We start from the raw sequence: 20,803 nt of genomic DNA on the forward strand, positions 1-20,803 counted from the left end.
CTCGCGCGGTCGGTCGCGTCGGGGCTCCGGGGTCAGCGCACGCCGCGCATGCCCTTCCCGACGGGGCGGGCGATGGTGAGCATGATCAGGCCGATCCCGATCGTCACCGCTCCGAGCACGCCGAAGTAGGCGACCTCGGCATCGGCCGAGTAGAAGCCCGCGAGGGAACCGGACAGGGCGGTGCCGAGGGCGACCGCCAGGTTGTACAGCGCCATCATCATCACCGGGTAGGACCGCGGGGCGAGCTTCGTCGCGAGCGAGAGGCCCACAGGGGAGATCCACAGCTCGCCGAGGGTCGCGACCAGCATGATCATCGCGATCCACAGCACCGGCACCGAGACCACCGAGGACATCGGCAGGAACAGCACGAAGGCGGCGCCCATGAGGGCGATGCCCACGCCGAACTTGGTGGGGGTGGTGGGATTGCGGCGACCGAGCTTCGTCCACAGCGCGGCGAACAGCGGCGCCAGCACGATGATGAAGAACGGGTTGAAGGACTGCACCCACGAGATCGGCATCTCCCAGCCCAGGATCTCGCGGTTCAGCCGCGTGTCCGAGTACAGGGTGATGACCGTGAACTGCTGCTGGAACAGGGCGAAGAACGCCGCGGTGCCGATGAACAGCGGGATGAACGAGACCACGCGCGAGCGCTCGTCGCCATCGAGCTTCTTCGACGTGAGCAGCAGGGCGAAGATCGCCACGGCGCCCACCACCGCCAGCACGGAGACGATCGTGGCGAGGTTGCCGGGGTTCACGATCCCCGTCGTCGCCAGGAGCACGGCGAGCACGACCACGACCACGGCCACGCCGGCCCAGAGCGGGAACTGCGAGCGCGGCAGCGGATCGGGGACGCGGTGCACGGAGGCGGGCAGGTCCTTGCGGGTCAGCGCGTACTGGGTAAGGCCGATCGCCATGCCCACGGCCGCGGCGCCGAAGCCGAGGTGGAAGCCGAAGGAGAGCTGGAGGTAGCCGGTCAGCAGCGGGCCCAGCAGGCCGCCGATGTTGATGCCCATGTAGTAGATCGAGAAGCCCGCGTCGCGGCGCGGGTCATCGACCGAGTACAGCGAGCCGACGAGGGTGGCCGCGGTCGACTTCAGACCGCCCGAGCCGACGGCCACGAGCAGCAGGCCGACCACCAGTCCAGGGACCCCCGGGATCACGGCGAGGGAGATGTGGCCCAGCATGATCATCATGGCGGAGCCGAAGAGGGTCTTCTCCGGGCCGAGCAGCCGGTCGGAGACCAGCGCGCCGAGGATCGAGAAGATGTAGACCGAGCCGCCGTAGGCGCCGACGATGCCGAGCGCTGTGGTCTCGTCGATGCCCAGGCCGCCCTGGGTCGCCGAGAAGTACATGTAGATGGCGAGGATGCCCTGCATGCCGTAGAAGCTGAAGCGCTCCCACATCTCGACGCTGAACAAATTCGCGAGCGGGGCCGGCTGGCCGAGGAAGAGGCGGCCCGAGGGGTTGTGCTCCCTGTCGTCGGCGGGCTCGACGGCGAGGACGGCGGCTCCGGCGACAGGCGCCGTGGGCTCCGGACGGCCGGGGGATCGAGGGTCTGGTGAATTCACGGGAAGACATCCTGCGCCTTCCTCCGACGCATTGCCAGCTTCGACCCGTCCGTGTGACCGGTCGTTCATCGCTGCAGACGTCAGAAAACTCTGCCGCTCTCCGGCTCAGAACCGCAGAAAGAGGTCTGACTCAGGTTCCGGGCGAGAGATCCGGGGACTCCTGGATTCCGAACTCGTGGCGGAGGGCCCGACGCGCCGCGTGCCAACCGTTCATCCCGTGCACGCCGGGGCCCGGCGGGGTCGCCGCCGAGCACAGGTACCAACCGGAGTCGGCGAGGCGGTAGGGGTCCGCGGTCGGGGTGGGCCGGGCGATCATGCCCCACATCGTGACCCGCCCCATGGTGATGTCGCCGCCCACGAGGGAGGCGTTGTGGTGGGGCATGTCCGCGGCGCTGATCCCGCGGGAGGCGACGACGACGTCCCGGAACCCGGGGGCGAAGCGCTCGATCTGCGCGGTCACCGCCTCGGTCGGGTCGGTGCGGTCCCCGGCGGGCACGTGGGCGTAGGCCCAGAGCGGTCGCAGCCCGCCGACGATCCGGCTCGGATCCGCGACGGCGGGATCGCTCACCAGGGTCATCGGCCGACGGGGGAGCCGTCCCGCCGCGACCTCGGACTCCGCCGCGGCCATCTCCTCCCGGGACCCGCCGAGGTGCTGGGTGCCGGCGCGGCCCACCTCTGGATCGCGCCAGGGGACCGGCCCGGAGAGCACGAAGTCGACCTTCGCCGCGGCGTCCCCGTGGGGGAAGCGGCGCAGCGCCGTCTCGAGCCGGCGCGGCAGCCGGTTGGCGAGGATCTCGGCGGCGGCGCCGGCGGTGGTGTCGAGCAGCACCGCGCGCGCCGGCGGGACGTCACGCCAGGTCCGAACGTGGTGGCCGGTGATGATCTCCCCGCCGTGCGCTTCGAGGTCGTCCACGAGCGCGTCGACGATCCGGCCCGAGCCGCCGACGGGGATCGGCCAGCCGACCCCGTGCGCGATCGTCCCCAGCAGCGCCGCGGTGGCGCTGAGCGCGAGGGAGGGCATGCGGCCGATCGCGTGCGCGGCGACGCCGCCCAACAGGGCGCGGGCGCGCTCGGTGCGGAAGGGCAGGTCCCAGGCGGGGCTTCCCTGCAGTCCGAGGAGCGCCCCGAAGAGGGGTGCGGCGAGCACCCCGCGCGGGGTGAGCAGCTCCGGCGGCAGGGAGCGCTTGTCGCCGAGCGCGAGGGCGACCACCTCGTCCTGATGGGCGGCGAGGGTGCCCATCACGGCACGCCAGGCGGGTCCGTCGGCTCCGAGCCCGGCCGCGGTGCGCTCGACGTCGTGCCAGGCGATGGCCGCCGGGGCATCGTCGAGGGGCTGGGCGTAGGACGCCTCGGGGGAGACGAGCCGCACTCCTCGTTCGGTCACGTCGAAGTCGCGGAAGAAGGGGCTCGCGAGGGCGAGGGGCTGCACCGCGGAGCAGATGTCGTGCACGATCCCGGGGGCGAGGCCCAGGTCGAGGGTGCGCGCTCCGCCGCCGACGGTGTCCTGCGCCTCGAGCACCTGCACCCGCAGTCCGGCCCGGGCCAGGGTAACGGCGGCCGCGAGACCGTTGGGGCCCGATCCGACGACGACGGCATCGACCTCGTGGGTCGCAGAGGGGGTCATGCCCTCACCCTAGAGGTCGACGACTGGACAGGCATTTTCGAAAGCGGGATATCGCGTAATGTGGGGGACATGGAGACCACCACCGCCCCCGATGCCCCTGCCCGTCGGCCCCAGAAGCGCCAACAGGCCGTGCTCGAGGTGAGGAGCAAGACCCGCCTCTCCCCGCGCCTGCTCCGCATCACCCTCGGCGGTGAGCTGTTCTCCGCCCTGAACCGCAACGAGCAGCCCGACGCCTATGTGAAGCTCCTGCTCCCCGATCCCTCCACCGGCCTGCAGCCCCCCTTCGACCTCGAGCACCTGCGCGAGGAGAGCCCCGAGCTCCTGCCCTCCCGCCGCACTTACACGGTGCGCCGCTGGCTCGACGACGAGCAGGCCATCCAGCTGGACGTGGTGCTTCACAGCGCCGCGGACGGCCAGGCGGAGGGCGTCGCCTCCCGCTGGGCCGACACGGCGCAGCCCGGCGACCGCGTGGCCATGATGGGCGCCGGCGGCGGGTACAGCCCGGAGCAGACCACCGCCCGTCACCTCCTGATCGGGGATCACTCCGCCCTCCCGGCCATCGCGGCCTCGCTCGAGGCGATGGACCCCGCCGCCGAGGGCATCGCCCTCATCCACCTCGACCATGAGGAGGACCGGCTGCGCCTCGAGGCGCCGGCGGGCGTCGAGGTGCGCTGGGTGATCGGCGACCGCGAGCGGCTGCTCGAAGCCGTCACTGCCCTCGACCTCGCCGAGACCGCGGGCCTGCAGGTGTTCTGCCACGCCGAGCGCGGTCTCACCAAGCGCCTGCGGCGCGTCCTCGTCGCCGAGCGCGGCGTCCCCCGCGAGCAGATCTCGATCTCCGCGTACTGGGCGCTGGGCCGTGTCGAGGAGCAGTTCCAAGCCGAGAAGCGCGAGCCGATCGGCGCCATCGACGACTGAGCCGCTGCGGCGGGTGACCCGAAGGGCCACAGTCCGTCACACGGCTCGCGATGGTGCCGTCCCCTCCTCGATGCTGGCTGGACCGCATCGACAGGAGGGGGAGCATGAGCACCGCAGCGATCCACGCCGGCTGGCGCGCCGACGACGCCCACGGCGCCGTCGTCCCGCCCGTGTACGCCACCAGCGCGTATGCGCACGAGTCCCACGCCTCCCTGCGGGATCTCTTCGCCCGGCGCTGCGACGGCTTCGCCTACTCCCGCTCGGGGAACCCCACCACCGCCGTGCTCGAGCGCCGGATCACCGCGCTCGAGGGCGGGATCGGCGCGATCGCGGTGGCGAGCGGTCAGGCGGCGACCACCATCGCGCTGCTCGCCCTGTTGGAGCCGGGTAGTCACCTCGTCGCCTCCTCGCTCCTCTACGGTGGGACCACGGAGTTCCTCGACGACACCCTTGCCGACCTCGGCGTGACCACCACTGTCGTCGACCCCGCGGATCTCACAGCCCTCGCCGCCGCGATCACCGAGGACACCCGAGCCGTGCTCGTCGAGTCGATCGCGAACCCCGGCGCCCAGCTCGTGGACCTGCCGGCGATCGCCGAGATCGCCCACGCCCGGGACGTGCCCGTCGTCGTCGACTCGACCCTCGCGAGCCCCGCGCTCTACCGGCCCGGCGAGCACGGGGCAGACCTGGTGGTGCACTCGGCCACCAAGTACCTCTCGGGCCACGGCACCACCATCGCGGGCCTGATCGTGGACACCGGTCGCTTCGACCCCCGACGATGTCCCGCCCGCTGGACGCGCCTGACCACGCGCAACCGCCGCTTCGGGGTCACCTTCGCCGACGACTACGAGCGCGACTGCTCGGGACTGCTCGCCTACGCCCGGGCCAAGTACGTCACCGACCTCGGCGCGACCCTCCCCGCCGCGAGCGCCCAGCAGATCCTGGTGGGCATCGAGACCCTCGACCTGCGCATGCGCGCGCACAGCACGACGGCCGCGGACCTCGCCGCGCGCCTGCACGGAGAGGACGGCGTCGAGCGCGTCTCGCATCCCTCGATCCCCGGTCGTCCGGACGCCCCGCTCGCCCGGCGGGACTTCCCCCGCGGGACCTCGGGGGTGTTCTCCCTCGAGCTGGCCGGCGGGGAGGCCGCCGCGGCCGCCTTCTGCGACGCGCTGGAGCTGTGGACCCTCGCCGTCAACGTCGGCGACGCCCGCTCGCTGGTGTGCCATCCCGGCACCACCACGCACTCCCACCTCACCGAGGCCCAGCGCCTCGCCTGCGGCGTGACCCCCGGGACGGTGCGGCTGAGCATCGGCCTCGAGGACGTGGAGGACCTCTGGGAGGACCTCCGCCGTGGACTGGCCGCCGTGGCGGCCCTGCCAGCCGCCGACGAGGCGGCGCCGGTGCCGTAGCTCGCGTGATCCCGCTCGCTCCCGGGAACACCGCCGGCCCGGCGAGGGTTCTGGGGACCATGGAGGCCACAGAGGTCAGGGACGTGCGGGTGGTGGTGATCGGGGCCGGGCAGGCCGGTCTCTCCGCCGCTCACCACCTGCGGCGGCGCGGCATCGCCCCGGTCGCGGTGCTGGATGCGGAGGACGGCCCCGGCGGCGCCTGGCGCCATCGCTGGGACTGCCTCACGATGGCGACCGTCAACGGGATCCGCGAGCTGCCGGACATGCCCGTACCCGCCGCGGATCCCGACGTCCCCGCGAACCGGGCCGTCCCCGAGTACTTCGCCGCCTTCGAGCGGCAGCAGGGGATCGAGGTCGAGCGACCCGTGCGGGTCACCCGCGTCGAGGACGACCCGTCGGCCGCTCCCGGAACGCAGCGGCCCCTGCTGGTCCACTCCGTCGGCCCGGACGAGCGCGCCCGGCCCCTGCTCCGCACCCGCGCCGTGCTGAACGCGACCGGCACCTGGACCCGGCCCTTCGTCCCCACCGTCCCCGGGGCGCGCGACTTCCGGGGCCATCAGCTGCACACTGCGGAGTACGTCGCCGCCGAGGAGTTCGCCGGGCTGCGGGTCGCGGTGGTCGGCGGCGGGATCAGCGCGCTGGGCCACCTGCAGGAGATCTCCGAGGTAAGGGAGACATTCTGGTACACGCGGCGGGAGCCCGTGTTCCGCGACCGCGAATTCACCGAGGAGGCCGGTCGCGAGGCCGTCGCCGGGGTCTGGGACGCCGTCCGGGAGGGGCGGCCCGTCGGCAGCGTCGTCTCCCACACCGGGCTGATCTGGACTCCCGCGCTGCGCCGCGCCGCCGAGGTCGGGATCCTCGCGCGGCGGCCGATGTTCGCGCGGATCCTGCCGGACGGGGTGCTCGAGGTCGACGGCAGCCGCACCGCGCTGGACGTGATCCTCTGGGCGACCGGGTTCCGGCACGAGCTGCGGCACCTGCGGCCGCTGCGCCTGACCGGTCCGCTCGGCGGCATCGCCATGGACGGCACGGCCGTCGCCTCGGATCCTCGCATCCACCTCGTCGGCCACGGGCCCGGCGCGTCGACGATCGGCGCCAACCGCGCCGGTCGCGCCGCGGTGAACCGGCTGGTGAGGGACCTCGACCGGGAGCTCGTCCGGGCCTAGGGTGTGCGGCATGGACACCGCCGCCCCGCTGCCACCGCTGCCCGAGACCGGGATGCGCCGCGTGCTCTGCGTCGTCGCGCATCCCGACGACATGGAGTACGGCGCCTCCGCCGCCGTCGCCGCCTGGACCGAGGCCGGCTGGGAGGTGACCTACCTGCTGCTGACCCGCGGCGAGGCCGGGATGGCCGAGCCGCCGGAGAGCGTCGGCCCGCTGCGCGAGCGCGAGCAGCGCAGCGCCTGCGAGCGCGTCGGCGTCACCGACCTGCGGTACCTCGGCCACCCCGACGGGATGCTCGAGGGCACGCTCGCGCTCCGCCGCGACATCGCCCGGGTGATCCGCCAGGTGCGACCCGACCTCGTGCTCACCGCGAACTTCGAGGTCGAGGCCTACGGCGGGATGAACCAGGCCGACCACCGCGTCGCAGGGCTCGCCGCCGTCGATGCCTGCCGCGATGCCGCGAACCCGTGGGTGTTCCGCGAGCTCGCCGAGCAGGAGCAGCTCGCACCGTGGTCCGCGCGGGCGGTCGCCATCGTCGGGCATCCCCAGCCGACCCATGCGCGGGCCGTCGGTGCCGACCACGTCGAGGCCGCGGTCGCCTCGCTCCAGGCGCATGCGGCCTATCTCGCCCACGTCACCGGTCATCCGGCGCCCGAGGTGCTGATCCCCGCGATCCTCGCGCAGGGCGGCGCTGCCGCGGGCACCGAGCACGCCGTCGTGCTGCGGGTCGTCGACCTGGGAGGACTCGGCGGCAAGGAGTGAGCGGAGGGGCCGGGGTCGGCGTGGCGGGGCCTCGCGGGGTGAGCCCCCGCGGGGATCAGCCGGCCCGGCGGTCTTGCTCCGCGTAGTCGTCGAGCACGGCGAGGATCCCGCGGTGCTGCCAGACGCGGCTCCGGGAGCGACCCGTCGCCTCCTCCAGCACTCCGGAGGCGGTGAGCTGGTCGAGCGCCCGCTGCACGGACATGGCGGGAGCGTCGAGCTCGCGGCGCAGATGCGCCGCGTTCACGATCGGCTGCGCCACGAGCAGGGGCAGGACCCTCAAGGCCAGCGCGTGACGTCGCACCCCGGACAGCAGCTCCCGCGCCTCCTCCAGCTGCGCCGCGAGGTCGTCCACGAGGGCGGTCCCCGTGACCGCGGCATAGCGAGCCGCTCGCGAGAACTCCTCGACGATCGGTCGGGCGTCGCCCGCCCGGAAGGCGGTCAGCGCTGCGGTGTAGGCCTCGAGGTCGGTGAGCAGTCCGGCGGAGAGCGGGGCCGTGGCGCGCAGCATCCCCTTGCCGCGCAGCAGGGCATGGACCAGCGCGCGTCCCGTCCGGCGGTTGCCGTCGACGAACGGGTGGATGGTCTCGAACTGCGCGTGGGCGATCGCCGCGTGCAGCAGCACCGGCAGCTCGTCCGTGGACAGGAAGCGGATCAGATCCTCGAGCGCGGCGGGCACAGGGGAGCGGGGAGCGACGCCGCGTACGGACCCGAGCCGCGTCGTCGCGACCCCCGGGAGGCGAGCCCGTCGTCGGGCACCCGCCAGTGCCCCGGGGGGCCCGCGGCGGGGACGACGAGCGGATCCGGACCCGGAAGTGTGCTCATGACGCGATTCGAGTAACACGTTCTCTGGAAAGTGTTACTAGAGGAAGCGGTGCCGAGCAGTTCGTCGACTCCCGCCGGAGCGGATCAGTCCTGCGCCGCGGTCTCGAGCCGCTCGAGCTCCTGAGCCGCGATCTCCGGATCGAGCTTCACGAAGATCGGCGTCGGCTTCACGACCGTCTGCCCCACGACCACGGGACGATGCTCCCAGGCGGGGGCGCCGGTGTAGTCGCCGGTGATGATCGGGTAGCCGGGGCCGCCGTCGAGATCCTCGACCTCGTCGATGCGCGGCATCGGGGCGATCACCCGGTCGCCGCCCAGCGCCTTCTCCACGGCGTTGGCGGAGGAGGGGAGGAAGGGGGAAATCATCGTGTTGAGGTCGGTGACCGCCTGGGCCAGCACGTGCAGGACGGTGAGCAGACGGGGACGCTGCTCCTCGGCCTTGAGCTTGAACGGCTCGGTCTCCGAGACGTACCGGTTCGCCTCGCCGACCAGTCGCATCACCTCCGCGATCGCGGCCCGCTGACGGTGGGCTTCGATGAGCCCGCCGACGGTGGTGAAGCCCTCGCGGATCGCGCCGAGCAGCGTCTCATCGATCTCCTCGAGCTCGCCCGCGGCGGGGATCTCGCCGACGTTCTTGGCGATCATCGCCGCGGTGCGGTTGACCAGGTTGCCCCAGCCGGCCACGAGCTCGTTGTTGGTGCGCGCGACGAACTCGGTCCAGGTGAAGTCCGCGTCCTGATTCTCCGGGCCCGCGGCCGAGATGAAGTAGCGCAGCGCGTCGGCCTGGTAGCGGTCCAGGACGTCGCGCACGTAGATGACCACGTTCTTGGAGGAGGAGAACTTGCGCCCCTCCATGGTGAGGAACTCGGAGGAGACGACCTCGGTGGGGAGGTTCAGCACGCCGAAGCCGCCGGGCTCGCCCCCCTTGTCCCCCTGGCCGTTCTGCGCCAGCATCTCGGCCGGCCAGATCTGCGAGTGGAAGACGATGTTGTCCTTGCCCATGAAGTAGTAGCTGAGCGCCTCGGGATCGTTCCACCACTTCCGCCAGGCGTCGGCATCGCCGCTGCGCCGCGCCCACTCGACCGAGGCCGAGAGGTAGCCGATCACCGCGTCGAACCAGACGTAGAGGCGCTTGGTCGGCTGGTCCTCCCAGCCGGGCACCGGGATGCCCCAGTCGATGTCGCGGGTCATCGCCCGCGGCTTGATGTCCTCGAGGATGTTCTGGCTGAAGCGGATCACGTTCGGGCGCCACAGCCCGGTCGCCTCGCGCTCGTCGAGCCAGCGACCCAGCTCTGCCGCGAGCGCCGGCAGGTCCAGGTACCAGTGGGTGGTCTCGACGAACTCCGGGGTCTCGCCGTTGATGCGGGAGACCGGATCGATGAGATCTGTGGGGTCGAGCTGGTTGCCGCAGGCGTCGCACTGGTCGCCGCGCGCCCCCGGGGTCTTGCAGATCGGGCAGGTCCCCTCGATATAGCGGTCCGGGAGGGTGCGGCCGGTCGACGGGGAGATCGCCCCGTGGCCGGTCTTCTCGATCATGTAGCCGTTGTCCCGCACGGTCACGAACATCTCCTGCACCACCTGGTAGTGGTTGCGGGTCGTGGTGCGGGTGAAGAGGTCGTAGCTGAGTCCGAGCGCGACGAGGTCCTCGACGATGAGGCGGTTGTTGCGATCGGCGAGCTCGCGGGCGGTGAGGCCCTCCTCGTCCGCCTTCACGAGGATCGGCGTGCCGTGCTCGTCGGTGCCGGAGACCATGAGCACGTCGTGACCGGCCATGCGCATGTACCGCGAGAAGACGTCGGAGGGGACGCCGAAGCCGGCGACATGGCCGATGTGGCGGGGACCGTTGGCGTACGGCCAGGCGACCGCGGACAGGACTGTGCTCATGGGGATCGATTCTAGGGGAGGCGGAGCCCGGTGCGGCTCGCGTCCTCCGGGCGGTGCAGCACCGCGTGCCATCCGCACGCCGCCGCGCCCTCGACGTGACGCGGTGAGTCGTCCAGGAGGGCGATCCGCTCCGGCGGCACCTGCTCCCCGAGCACCTCTTCGATCCGCCGTCGCGCCCGGGCGAACGCCTCGGGGTCCGGCTTGGCCGCGCCGAGGTCCGCGGTGTTGAGCAGGAAGCGGTCGTCGTCGCCGACGACGTCGCCGAGCCCGAGATCGGCGACCTCCTCGGGGACGCGGTCGGTGCCGTTGGTAAGCACGAAGACGGCGATGCCCACGGTGCGCAGCGCGAGCAGCGCGGAGCGCACCCGCTCATCGACGGCCGCCGGGGTCGCAGCCCACCGGTCCACCGCGAAGCGGGCGAGGTCGGTCGGGCTCCCGGCCGCCACCAGGCGCTCCACCGCGAGCTCCCGCCAGCGCGCATGGGTGCCGCGCCCCCGCACCACCTCGTCGAGGTAGGGGTGCCCGAGGACCGCGGAGTAGCTCGATCCGCCGGCAGTGCCCGTCAACGCGTCGAGCTCGGCCCACAGCGTGGGGTCGAAGACGCGCAGCACGCCGTCCAGGTCCGAGACCACGACGCGGATCCGCGCGGTGTTCACGAGCTCGCGGAGGACGTCGAGGGAGTCGTGGGGCACGGCACCATCGTAGGGAGCGGCCCCCGGGCGCGGGCCTCCTCGGGAGCTCCCCGCCATCTCCTCGGAATCCTCCCGACTCCCCGCGGGAACCTGCGCACCGTCTGCCCAGACTGGTGACATGAGCCCGCAGCGCCCGCTCTTCACCCCGCTCGAGGAGCACCTCGACCGGTGGGCGCAGCGTCGCACCGCCGCACTCACCGGTGTCGCCGGGGCGGGACGACGAGCCCTCGTGGAGGCGCTCGTGTTCGGACTCAAGCAGTCCTGGGCGTGCGTGTTCGGCGCCGCGATGCTGCTGCTCCTGGTCGCCGCGCGCACGCTGTATCCCGAGGACGCTACGATCGCGCGAGCCGACGTCCTCGTCGTCGCAGCTCTCTCGCTGCAGGTCGCCATGCTGGCGCTGCGCCTCGAGAGTCTCCGCGAGATGGGGGTGATCGCCGTTTTCCATGTCGTGGGCACCGTGATGGAGCTGTTCAAGACCTCCGTCGGTTCGTGGCAGTACGAGGCCGAGGGGATCCTGCGGATCGGGGAGGTGCCGCTCTACACGGGGTTCATGTACGCCGCCGTCGGCTCCTACATGGTGCGCGTGATGCGCCTGTTCGACCTGCGCTTCACCCGCTACCCGCCGCTGTGGGCGACCGTTCTGCTCGGCGCCGCGATCTACGCGAACTTCTTCACCCACCACTACCTGCCCGACGCCCGCTGGATGCTGCTCGGGGGCGTGGTCGTCCTATACGGGCGCTGTCTGATGACCTTCCGGGTGCACCGGCGGGCGCCCTGGCGGCGCCTGCCCGTCCTCGGCGCCTTCCTCGGCGTGGCGTCGCTGCTGTGGATCGCGGAGAACGTGGGCACCGCGGCCGGTGCCTGGATCTACCCGCATCAGCAGGAGGGCTGGCACCTGGTGCCGCTCTCGAAGCTGGTCTCCTGGCTGCTGCTGATGATGGTGTCGGTGGTCCTGGTGACGCTCGTCCACCGACCGCGGGGACCCGAGGGGACTCAGTGATGCATGCCGGTGCGGCCGAGCGTCGTCTCGGCCGTCGCACCGGGACGCGTCCACTGCGCGGCGGGCCGACCCGTCGGCCCCCAGGTGTAGGCGCCGTCGGCGTCGAGGCGCCAGAACCACCCGGGGTCGTTCTCCACGACGCGTCCCGGCGGCATGTCCTGCCAGGCCTCGCGGCGACCGAAGGCGGTCAGGTCGAGCAGGCCGAGGGCCGGATCGGCGACCTCCGTGCCGCGCCCGGTGATGGCATAGGTGAGGAACACCCGCTCGCCATCGCGCAGGTAGCACTGCAGGTGGCCCATGTCCCCGCCGATCGGCTCCGGGGTGTCCCGCACCGAGAACCACGGCTCGGTGTAGCCCATGAAGGCGACGAAGGGCTCCACCTCCTCCCACGCGCCCGTGGTGAGGACCGCGAAGGAGACCCCGGCGGCGCGCAGATAGGCGGAGTCCTGCAGGTGCCAGGCCGTGAGGGTGCAGCCCTCGCACTGCCCCTGGTGCGGGGCGCCGTCCCACCACATGTGCTGGTAGACCAGGAGTTCCTCGCGGCCGTCGAATAGGGACCGGAAGGGAACCGGGCCGTTCGGTCCGACCACGGTCGCGTCGCCGTCGACCTCGAGCATCGGCATGCGGCGGCGCTTCGCCGCGAGCGCATCCCCTGCCCGGGTGTGCGCCTTCTCCTCGACCAGGAGCTCGGTGCGCGCCGTCTCCCAGGTCTCGCGGTCCACCACCTCGGGGAGGCCCGGCGCGGAAGGACCGGACGGGGCGGGAACAGCATCGGACGAGGACATGGCGCCTCCCAGGGCTCGCGCGTCGGACGACGGTGCCCGGCGCTCGTGCCGAGTCAAGCACCGCTCGGCGGCCGAGGGAAGGCTCTCGCCCGGTTCGCCGCGGAGGACGGACCGGGCATGCCCTCCTCGAGCCCCGTTCCGGAGCGGACCTCGCGGCGCGGTCGGACGGGCGGGAGTCGATACGCTGTCGGCATGAGCACCGATGGACTCGCCGCCGCGCAGCAGAAGATGCAGGACGCCGGGGTCGCGCAGACCGCGATCGACGTCTTCACCCACTACTACGGACAGCTCGAGGAGGGGGTCACCGGCTCGATCCCCGAGGGCACGATCGATCCCTATCTCGACCCGCCCCGCCTCGAGGACGTCTCGATCGACCCCGCGCATGCCAAGTCCGTCTTCGACCAGCTGGTGGTCATCAACCTCAACGGCGGTCTCGGCACGTCGATGGGCATGGACCGGGCGAAGTCGCTCCTGCCCGTCCGCGACGGGAAGAGCTTCCTCGAGCTGATCGTCGAGCAGGTCCTCGCCGCCCGCCGCGCGACTGGCTCGCGTCTGCCGCTGATCTTCATGAACTCCTTCCGCACTCGCGAGGACACCCTCGAGGTGCTCGCGAAGTACCCCGACCTGCCCGTCGGCGACCTGCCGCTGGACTTCCTGCAGAACAAGGAGCCCAAGCTCCGCGTCGACGACCTCCACCCCGTCACCTGGGACGCCGACCCGGACCTCGAGTGGTGCCCGCCCGGCCACGGCGACATCTACACCGCGCTGCAGACCTCCGGCCTGCTGCAGCAGCTGCTCGACGCCGGTTTCAAGTACGCCTCCGTCTCCAACTCCGACAACCTCGGCACGGTCCCGAGCCCGGTGCTTGCCTCGTGGTTCGCCTCGACCGGCGCGCCCTATGCCGCCGAGCTGTGCCGCCGCACCCCCGCCGACCGCAAGGGCGGCCACCTCGCGGTCCGGAAGGCCGACGGCCGGCTCATCCTGCGCGACACCGCGCAGACCCCGGCCGAGGAGATGGACTACTTCACCGACGAGCACCGCCATCCGTTCTTCCACACGAACAACCTGTGGTGGGACCTCGAGCAGCTGCAGGCGATCCTCGCGGAGCGCGACGGCGTCATGGGCCTGCCCCTGATCCGCAACGAGAAGACGGTCGACCCGGCCGACAAGGCCTCGACCCCCGTCTTTCAGATCGAATCCGCGATGGGCGCCGCGATCGAGGTGTTCGACGGGGCGACCGCGATCGTGGTGGGCCGCGACCGCTTCCTCCCGGTGAAGGCCACGAGCGACCTGCTGCTGGTCCGGTCCGACCTCTACGACCTCGACGAGCGCGGCGCTCTGGTGCAGCGGGTCGAGTCGGTGCCGACGGTGTCGCTCGATGCCGGCTCGTACAAGCTGATCGGCGACTTCGAGGCCCGCTTCCCCCAGGGTGTGCCCTCGCTGCGCGAGGCCCGCAGCGTGGAGGTGAAGGGTGACTGGACCTTCGGCGCCGACGTCTCGCTGATCGGGGACGCCGTGCTCGGCGAGGAGGGCGGCGCGGTGCCCGAGGGCGCCCGCGTCGGCACCGCCGGCTGAGCGCTGCCTGTGGACCGCTTCCTCCGGCCGAGTGCTGCGTTTGGACCGCCTCTCTTCGCCGAGTGTTGCGTTTAGACCGCTTCGAGGGTCCGGTGACGGTCCGAATGCAGCACTCGGCGCGGCGACGAGGGACGCCTCTGCGGTCTCGTCGGCGAAGTCGGAGCCTGACCCTGACGTCTGTCACCGGAATGGGGAGGACCCATGCGTTCCCGCGGTGACCTGGGCGATGTGCAGGGACACGGGGGACCACGCTGCGGTCGGCCGATGCTGTGGGCATGCCGCACGCCCCGAGCCCGCTCCCCGAAGGCCTGACTCATGCCGTCTTCACCACCCGGGAGGCGCTCGAGGCAGGGGCCAGCCGGTCGCGGCTCCGGCGCGATGATCTGGTCTCCGTCGCGCCCGGACTGTGGGCGCTGAGAGATCGCGTCGTCACGGAGAGGGATATCGTCGGCGCCCTGTGCCGGCGGGACCCCGAGGCCTTCGCCGCCGGGCTGACCGCCGCCCGGATCTGGGGCCTGCCCCTACCGGGGGTCCTCGCGGATGCGGTGACGGAGGCGCCACGCCAGTCCCGCGTCGTGGACGGACGAACCACTTATCGACCCGCGCGGAACAGCGTCGACGGTCGGACCCACATGGCGCGCGGTGACTCGCGCCCCCGGGAGTCGACGCTGGTGCGGTGGAGCCTGCTCGATGCTCCCGTCGTCCGGCTCGTCGATCGCCGAGATCGGGCACCCGGCGTCCGGCTCACCACCAGGCTCCGGACGTTCCTCGACCTCGGTCCGCAGATCAGTCTCGAGGCCCTCGTCGCGATCGGGGACCATCTCGTTCGGAGACCGCGACCTCGATTCGAGGGACGGGCCGAACCCTACGTGACCCTCGAGGAGCTGCACGCGGCCGTCGCGGAGTACCGGGGTCGGGGAGCGCGCCAGCTTCGTCAGGCCGTCGCGCTGGTCAGGATGAGCAGCGACTCCGCGCCGGAGACCGCGCTGCGGCTGGCCATGGTCGCCGCAGGCCTGCCGGAGCCGCTGGCGAACGCGCCGGCCACCGAGGAGGACCACAGCGGTCGGGTCCTCGACCTCGGCGAGCCTGATCTGCACTGGCCGGAGTGGAAGGTGGCGCTGGAGCACGACGGGCCGACACACCTCGATCGGGCGCAGCAGAGCCGTGACATCGCGCGAGGCGACCGACGGATGGCTGCCGGCTGGGTCGAGCTGCGCACCTCCGCGGAGGACCTCCTCCACGGGTGCCGACGGGCGGTCGACCGGGTGCGGCGGGAGCTGATGCGCCGCGGGTGGCGACCCGGACAGGACCGCTGACGCCCGGACCGGCCCCTAGGGGAGTCAGGAGTCACGAGCACCTTCGCGCCATGCACCGAGTGCTGCGTCTGGACCGCTATGACCCGGCGGAGGCGGCTCAAATGCAGCACTCGGTGCCCGGCGACGCGGGTGAGACTCGAGCTCGACGCGCGGAGCCCCCTCGGGCCCCGGCGCCGGACGGATGTGGCGAGGCACCTCAGCTCAGGTGCCGCCAGAGCGGCCGGCCGAGGGCGGCGAGGGCGAGAGTGCGGGCGAATCCCGCCTGATCCAGCAGATGCGTCCCGGACTCCGTCTCCCGCGAGCCAGTGACGAGATCGGTCTCGGGATCGCGGCGATCCTCCCAGAGACGCGCCGCGTAGGCCTCGACGATCGTGCGCCCCTGGACCTGCGCGCCCAGCACCGACTCAGCGAGCAGGAGATTGGAGGCGAGGATGGCGTTGAACTGGATCGGCTGGGTGTCCAGCCCCGCCCCGCGGGTGAACGGCTCGTAGAAGCCGATGATCGCCTCGACCAGGGAGAGCGCGCGCTCCCGGTACTCCTTCTCGCCGGTGATCTCGTAGGCGAGGACCTCGCAGCCGAGCGGCACGCCCTGGTTGTACGTCCACTGGGTGCGGTCGATCGCGCCGTCGGGCTTGATGTTGTCCCAGTACAGGCCGTTCGGCGCGAGCAGGGTGTCCCGGCCCCAGGCCATCCAGCGCAGCGCGTCCTCGAGCGCCTTCTCCTCGCCCGTGAGCTGGTACCAGCGCAGCGCGACCTTCGCCGAGGGGAAGGTGGACACGGTGTTGCGGTCGTGGTTCCAGTCGCCCTGGGTCCAGTCGATCCCGCCGGGAGAGGCGAGAGTGGGATCGGTGGACTCGCCCGAGCGGAACAGCTCGAGCAGCTGGCCGACCCGATCCAGATCACCGCGGGCACCGCCCGTGAACAGGTGCTGCTCGATCTCGAGCAGCGCGATCCAGTCGTTGTCGTCGTAGAAGAAGTCGCCGTTGGCGCCATCGGTGGAGTTGGTGGCGGCGGTGTAGCCGGGCAGGCCGGTGGTGCCTCCGGCCGGGTACCAGTAGTGCTCCTGGGCGCGGATCAGGGCGGCGTCGGCCGCTGCGGTGTCGAGATTCCCCGTGTCCGCGCCGGGTCCGGGGCCGTCGAGGGCGGCGATCAGCTCGGTCAGCGCGGCGCGGGCCTGGGACAGCGGCCACACGTAGGTGAACTCCGGATCGTGCTCCTGGCGGGGGTACTGCTCGATCAGCATGTCCGGGTCGGTCTCGGCCTGGAAATGCGAAAGCAGGGAGGAGGTGGCGGCGACGGCCCGGGAGGCCGCCTCCTGCGGGGTCACGGCGGCGGAGTCGCTCACGACGGGGGTGGTCCTTCCGGACGGGGCGGCGAGGGCGGCGGGGGACAGCGCGGCGACGGTCGCCGCCCCGGTCAGGGCGGTAGCGGCGGTCAGCGCGGTCCGACGGGTGGGTGTCGACACGGTGCACCTCGATGTGCGGTGGGGAGAACGGTCCCGCGTCACGCTAGTGCGATTCCCACGTCGGCACACCCGCTTCGCGCAGATCGGTCTCCTCCGTGGCCGACGGGGCGGGCCGGGGCGCCGAGTGCTGCATCTGGACCGTCATACGGGGAGCGTTGCGGTCCGGATGCAGCACTCGGCGCAGGAAGTCGGCGCGAGAGTCGGCGCGGGAGGTCGGAGGTGGCCGGTGGCCGACGGCAGCGTGGCCGCAGGTCCGGTCGCCCGCGGCCGACGGCCTGCCGCTCAGGCCGGGCCGCGCTCCCAGCCCGCGCCGCCGGTGAGGTCCAGGGGATGCGGCAGGGGGTTCCCGTAGCGATGATCCGTCGCGCTGACCGCCTGCTCCCGCAGGAAGGCGAGCAGCTCGACGCGTCCGCTCGCGACCGGGCCCCCGGTGAACAGGGCGATGTCGATCCGGGCCGCGGCCGCCGCGCGCAGCTCCTCGCCGATCCGCCCCAGCACCCGCACGCGCGGCACGGCGAGTTCCCCGTAACGACCGGCGAATGCCGCGGCGTCCTCGACGGTCACCTCCGCGAAGCCCTCGTCGGCCGCGGCCTGCACGATCTCGGAGGCGGCGACGGAAACCTCGACCTCGGCGCCCGCCGTCTGGGCGGCGTGGAGCACACGGCGCAGCTGCGCGGCGGTGGTGCCCTGCTCGGCGCGCACCAGCACCGGCAGCGGCAGGTATCGCAGGACGTTGATCTCTCCATGCAGGTCCTGCTCGTCCCGGGGGGCGAAGAGACCGGCACGGTGCTCGCGGTCCGAGCGGCGGGCCGCCTCGAGCCAGGCCGGATCGGAGGGGTCGGGCAGCGTCTCCGCCTCGGCGTGGTCCATCAGGTGCACGAGGTAGTTAGGGCCGCCGGCCTTCGCGGTCTGCCCGATCGCGGACCGCTTCCAGCCTCCGAAGGGCTGGCGCTGCACGATCGCGCCGGTGATGCCGCGGTTCACGTAGAGGTTCCCAGCCTCGACGTGCTCAGTCCACCACGCGATCTCGGCCGGGTCCAGGGAGTGCAGGCCCGCGGTGAGCCCGAAGTCGGTGCCGTTCTGCATCCGCACCGCGTCCTCGAGCGTCGGGGCCTCCATGATGCCGAGCACCGGCCCGAAGTACTCGGTGCGGTGGAAGGCGGATCCCTCCCGGACCCCGGTGCGCACGCCGGGGGAGAACAGACGTCCCTCGTCGTCGAGGGGCTTCGGCTCGGCGAGCCAGCTCTCGCCGGGACCGAGCTCGGTGAGCCCGGCGCGGAGCTTCTCCCCGGGGGTCTCGATGACGGGGCCCATCTGGGCGGTGGGCTCGATCGGGTGGTCGACGTCGAGACTCAGGACCGCGTCGGCGAGCTGGGCGTAGAAACGCCGCGAGCGGGCCACGGATCCGACCACGATCGCGAGCGAGGCGGCCGAGCACTTCTGCCCGGCATGGCCGAAGGCGCTCGCGGCCAGGTCCCGGGCGGCGAGATCCAGATCCGCCTGCGGGGTCACCACGATCGCGTTCTTCCCGCTGGTCTCGGCGAGGATCCGCAGCTCGGGCCGCCACGAGGCGAACAGCGCCGCGGTCTCCGAGGCCCCCGTGAGGATCAGCTGGTCGATGCGGGGATCGGAGATCAGCGCCCGACCGGTCTCGTCCTCGGGGACGTCCATGACCGTCAGCACCCCCTCGGGGAAGCCGGCCTCCTGGAGCAGCCGTCCCAGCAACGCGCCGCAGCGCAGCGCCTGCGGGGCAGGCTTCATGATCACGACGCTGCCGGTCACGAGCGCCGCGAGCACGCCGCCGGTCGGGATCGCGATCGGGAAGTTCCACGGCGGAGTGACCAGGGTGAGCGACCGGGGGCTCGAGACCAGCTCGGGGTGTGCGGCGAGCCGCTCCGCCTGCTCGGCGTAGTAGATGGCGAAGTCGATCGCCTCGGACACCTCCGGGTCGCCCTGCTCGAGGGTCTTGCCGGTCTCGTCGGCCATCACCTCGAGCAGCTCGGCGCGGTGCGCGGCCAGCACCCCGGCGGCGCGACGCAGCAGCATGGCGCGCTTCTCGACGGGGAGCGCCGCCCAGCGCGGTTGGACCGCGAGCGCGCGGGTGATCGCGGCGTCGACCTCCTCGGCGGACTCGACGCGGGCCGCCTTCGCCTCGGCCTCGCCGAGGGTCGAGCAGCGGATACGCCGCGTGATCCTCTCGGCCCAGGCCTGGTTCGCGGGGGTCGACAGATCGGTGTCGGGGGTGTTGCGGAAGGCGCCGGGGACGGACGGGATCGTCTCGGTGTTCAGGTCGACGCGCCCGCCGCTCGCCTCGTGGCTGCGGTCCTGGACGCGATGCGTGGGGACGGAGGTCTCGCCGAGGGCCCGCTCGAGGGCGCGCGCGAAGCGCCCCTCCTCCCGGGCGAAGAGCTCGTCGCTGTCCTCGAGCCGGAAGGCGGCGGACAGGAAGTTCTCGGAGGAGGCGTTCTCCTCGAGCCGGCGCACCAGGTAGGACACCGCCACGTCGAAGTGCCGGGGGTGCACGACGGGGACGTACAGGCGCATGGTGCCGACGGTCTCCCGCACCACCGCCTGCTGGGCGGGTGCCATGCCGGCGAGCATCTCGAACTCGACGCCGCTGTCCGGCCCGGCGGGGATGCCCCGTTCGCGCATCAGCAGGTGGGCGAAGGCGAGGTCGAAGAGATTGTGGCCGGCAACGCCGAGATGCACCGCGGCGAGCCCCTGCGGGTCCAGGGCCTCCAGGAGCATCCGCTTGTACTGGGCATCGGTCTCCTCCTTGCTGCCGAGCGGAGCCGCGGGCCAGCCGTGCACGGAGGCGTCGACCCGTTCCATGGCCAGGTTCGCGCCCTTGACCAGGCGCACCTTGATCGGGGCGCCGCCCGCGGCGACCCGCTTCTCGGCGAAGGCGCGCAGGCGGGCCATCGCCCGCGGGGCGTCGGGGAGATACGCCTGCAGCACGATCCCGGCATGCAGGTGCTCGAGCTCGGGCCGGTCCAGCAGCTTCTCGAAGACCCTCAAGGTCAGCTCGAGATCCCGGTACTCCTCCATGTCCATGTTGAGGAAGGTGGGCTGCTCGGCGCGCGCGGAGACCAGGTACAGGGGGAGCAGGGTCTCGACGATGTGGTCGACGGTGCGGTCCGCGGCCCACAGGGGCAGGTGGTCCACGACGGAGGAGACCTTGATCGACACGTAGTCGACGTCGGGGCGCCGCACCAGCTCGTGGACGCCCTCGAGGCGGCGCGCCGCCTCCTGCGCACCGAGCACGGCCTCGCCGAGGAGGTTGATGTTCAAGGTGGTGCCGTCGGCAGTGAGTCGGGTGATGGCTGCGGACAGCGGGCGGGGCCGGGCATCGACGATCAGGTGCGAGACCATGCGCCGCATCGCGGCCTGCGCGGTGGGCACGACGGCCGACGGGGCGAGGCGGGAGGCGGTGCCGCCGAGGGAGACCGCGCGGCGCAGGGCGCCGGGGAGGAAGGCCGGCGGGTCCTGGGCGAGGCGGCGCAGCTCGACGGCCGCCGCCCGCGGATCCTCGGGGCGGATCACCCGGTCCACGAAGGCGAGCGTGAAGTCGAGTCCCTTCGGATCCTGCAGCAGGTCGGAGAGCAGGCGGGCGGGGGCCGGGGTGGGCCGGGTGGCCGCGGCGGCCAACCAGGTGCGCACCTGCGCGGACACGTCCTCGACGGTGAGGGCGGTGGGGGCGGGAGCGGGGGATGCGGTCTCGGACTGCGTGGACAACTCGGTGACTCCTCGGACGCCGGGATCGCCGGCGGGTGATGCGGTGCGGGCGTCGTCGCCCACGGCGATCGTAGTTCCTCC

15 protein-coding genes are annotated in these 20,803 nt (G+C 72.4%); 7 read left to right on the forward strand and 8 right to left on the reverse strand.

The window, feature by feature from the left end:
• Nucleotides 1-32: 32 nt before the first annotated feature.
• Together V1258_RS02250 and V1258_RS02255 are read right to left on the reverse strand one after the other, a co-directional pair.
• The gene (locus V1258_RS02250; RefSeq protein WP_329748158.1) at nt 33-1,568 is read right to left on the reverse strand and encodes a peptide MFS transporter; all 1,536 of its coding nucleotides are present in this window, start codon (nt 1,566-1,568) and stop codon (nt 33-35) included.
• A gap of 130 nt (nt 1,569-1,698) precedes the next feature.
• Complete coding sequence (locus tag V1258_RS02255; protein ID WP_329748159.1) at nt 1,699-3,192, reverse strand: phytoene desaturase family protein; 1,494 nt, start codon at nt 3,190-3,192, stop codon at nt 1,699-1,701.
• A gap of 69 nt (nt 3,193-3,261) precedes the next feature.
• On the opposite strand from V1258_RS02255, the gene V1258_RS02260 reads away from it, so the two are divergent.
• The 4 genes from V1258_RS02260 to V1258_RS02275 all read left to right on the forward strand — a co-directional run bounded on the left by V1258_RS02260 (nt 3,262) and on the right by V1258_RS02275 (nt 7,448).
• Nucleotides 3,262-4,110 (forward strand): siderophore-interacting protein, encoded by an 849-nt coding sequence (locus tag V1258_RS02260; protein WP_329748160.1) that lies wholly within the window; start codon nt 3,262-3,264, stop codon nt 4,108-4,110.
• A 104-nt stretch (nt 4,111-4,214) separates the two neighbouring features.
• A complete protein-coding gene (locus V1258_RS02265; protein WP_329748161.1) occupies nt 4,215-5,522 on the forward strand; it encodes an O-acetylhomoserine aminocarboxypropyltransferase/cysteine synthase family protein in 1,308 nt (435 codons plus the stop codon).
• A gap of 59 nt (nt 5,523-5,581) precedes the next feature.
• Entirely contained in the window at nt 5,582-6,688 is a 1,107-nt protein-coding gene (locus V1258_RS02270) for an FAD-dependent oxidoreductase (protein WP_329748162.1), read from the forward strand.
• A gap of 10 nt (nt 6,689-6,698) precedes the next feature.
• Nucleotides 6,699-7,448, forward strand: coding sequence for a PIG-L deacetylase family protein (locus V1258_RS02275; protein ID WP_329748163.1), 750 nt, complete (start codon nt 6,699-6,701; stop codon nt 7,446-7,448).
• Between the two features lie 55 nt (nt 7,449-7,503).
• Here V1258_RS02275 and V1258_RS02280 read toward each other — a convergent pair whose 3' ends face one another.
• The 3 genes from V1258_RS02280 to V1258_RS02290 all read right to left on the reverse strand — a co-directional run bounded on the left by V1258_RS02280 (nt 7,504) and on the right by V1258_RS02290 (nt 10,846).
• Nucleotides 7,504-8,289: a Fic family protein gene (locus V1258_RS02280; RefSeq protein WP_329748164.1), complete on the reverse strand. Its 786-nt coding sequence runs from the start codon at nt 8,287-8,289 to the stop codon at nt 7,504-7,506.
• Nucleotides 8,290-8,354: 65 nt separating this feature from the next.
• A complete protein-coding gene (gene metG, locus V1258_RS02285) occupies nt 8,355-10,154 on the reverse strand; it encodes a methionine--tRNA ligase (RefSeq protein ID WP_329748165.1) in 1,800 nt (599 codons plus the stop codon).
• 11 nt (nt 10,155-10,165) lie between these two features.
• The gene (locus tag V1258_RS02290) at nt 10,166-10,846 is read right to left on the reverse strand and encodes an HAD family hydrolase (RefSeq protein WP_329748166.1); all 681 of its coding nucleotides are present in this window, start codon (nt 10,844-10,846) and stop codon (nt 10,166-10,168) included.
• Nucleotides 10,847-10,964: 118 nt separating this feature from the next.
• Between V1258_RS02290 and V1258_RS02295 the strand changes: the two genes are divergently transcribed.
• A complete protein-coding gene (locus V1258_RS02295) occupies nt 10,965-11,846 on the forward strand; it encodes a DUF817 domain-containing protein (protein WP_329748167.1) in 882 nt (293 codons plus the stop codon).
• Here the strand turns inward: V1258_RS02295 and V1258_RS02300 are convergent.
• Nucleotides 11,840-12,631, reverse strand: a complete 792-nt coding sequence (locus tag V1258_RS02300; protein ID WP_329748168.1) for a DUF899 family protein — start codon at nt 12,629-12,631, stop codon at nt 11,840-11,842. The two genes, V1258_RS02295 and V1258_RS02300, sit on opposite strands and share 7 nt — an antisense overlap.
• A gap of 192 nt (nt 12,632-12,823) precedes the next feature.
• Here V1258_RS02300 and V1258_RS02305 point away from each other — a divergent pair, with 192 nt between their 5' ends.
• Both V1258_RS02305 and V1258_RS02310 read left to right on the forward strand, forming a co-directional pair.
• On the forward strand, nt 12,824-14,206 hold the full coding sequence (locus V1258_RS02305; protein WP_329748169.1) for a UTP--glucose-1-phosphate uridylyltransferase: 1,383 nt from the start codon (nt 12,824-12,826) through the stop codon (nt 14,204-14,206).
• A gap of 275 nt (nt 14,207-14,481) precedes the next feature.
• Complete coding sequence (locus V1258_RS02310) at nt 14,482-15,522, forward strand: hypothetical protein (RefSeq protein WP_329748170.1); 1,041 nt, start codon at nt 14,482-14,484, stop codon at nt 15,520-15,522.
• A 196-nt stretch (nt 15,523-15,718) separates the two neighbouring features.
• Here the strand turns inward: V1258_RS02310 and V1258_RS02315 are convergent, their stop codons facing one another.
• Complete coding sequence (locus V1258_RS02315; RefSeq protein ID WP_329748171.1) at nt 15,719-16,987, reverse strand: glycoside hydrolase family 76 protein; 1,269 nt, start codon at nt 16,985-16,987, stop codon at nt 15,719-15,721.
• A gap of 282 nt (nt 16,988-17,269) precedes the next feature.
• Nucleotides 17,270-20,722 (reverse strand): bifunctional proline dehydrogenase/L-glutamate gamma-semialdehyde dehydrogenase, encoded by a 3,453-nt coding sequence (locus V1258_RS02320; protein WP_329748172.1) that lies wholly within the window; start codon nt 20,720-20,722, stop codon nt 17,270-17,272.
• Nucleotides 20,723-20,803: the final 81 nt, after the last annotated feature.

Origin of the sequence: Brachybacterium sp. J153, from assembly GCF_036311905.1 — a bacterium.
Taxonomy (GTDB): domain Bacteria; phylum Actinomycetota; class Actinomycetes; order Actinomycetales; family Dermabacteraceae; genus Brachybacterium.

Coding starts and splice junctions, on each gene's coding strand:
- V1258_RS02255 (WP_329748159.1), bottom strand. CDS start 3,192: ATGACCCCCTCTGCGACCCACGAGGTCGATGCCGTCGTCGTCGGATCG.
- V1258_RS02260 (WP_329748160.1), top strand. CDS start 3,262: ATGGAGACCACCACCGCCCCCGATGCCCCTGCCCGTCGGCCCCAGAAG.
- V1258_RS02265 (WP_329748161.1), top strand. CDS start 4,215: ATGAGCACCGCAGCGATCCACGCCGGCTGGCGCGCCGACGACGCCCAC.
- V1258_RS02270 (WP_329748162.1), top strand. CDS start 5,582: ATGGAGGCCACAGAGGTCAGGGACGTGCGGGTGGTGGTGATCGGGGCC.
- V1258_RS02275 (WP_329748163.1), top strand. CDS start 6,699: ATGGACACCGCCGCCCCGCTGCCACCGCTGCCCGAGACCGGGATGCGC.
- metG (WP_329748165.1), bottom strand. CDS start 10,154: ATGAGCACAGTCCTGTCCGCGGTCGCCTGGCCGTACGCCAACGGTCCC.
- V1258_RS02295 (WP_329748167.1), top strand. CDS start 10,965: ATGAGCCCGCAGCGCCCGCTCTTCACCCCGCTCGAGGAGCACCTCGAC.
- V1258_RS02300 (WP_329748168.1), bottom strand. CDS start 12,631: ATGTCCTCGTCCGATGCTGTTCCCGCCCCGTCCGGTCCTTCCGCGCCG.
- V1258_RS02305 (WP_329748169.1), top strand. CDS start 12,824: ATGAGCACCGATGGACTCGCCGCCGCGCAGCAGAAGATGCAGGACGCC.
- V1258_RS02310 (WP_329748170.1), top strand. CDS start 14,482: ATGCCGCACGCCCCGAGCCCGCTCCCCGAAGGCCTGACTCATGCCGTC.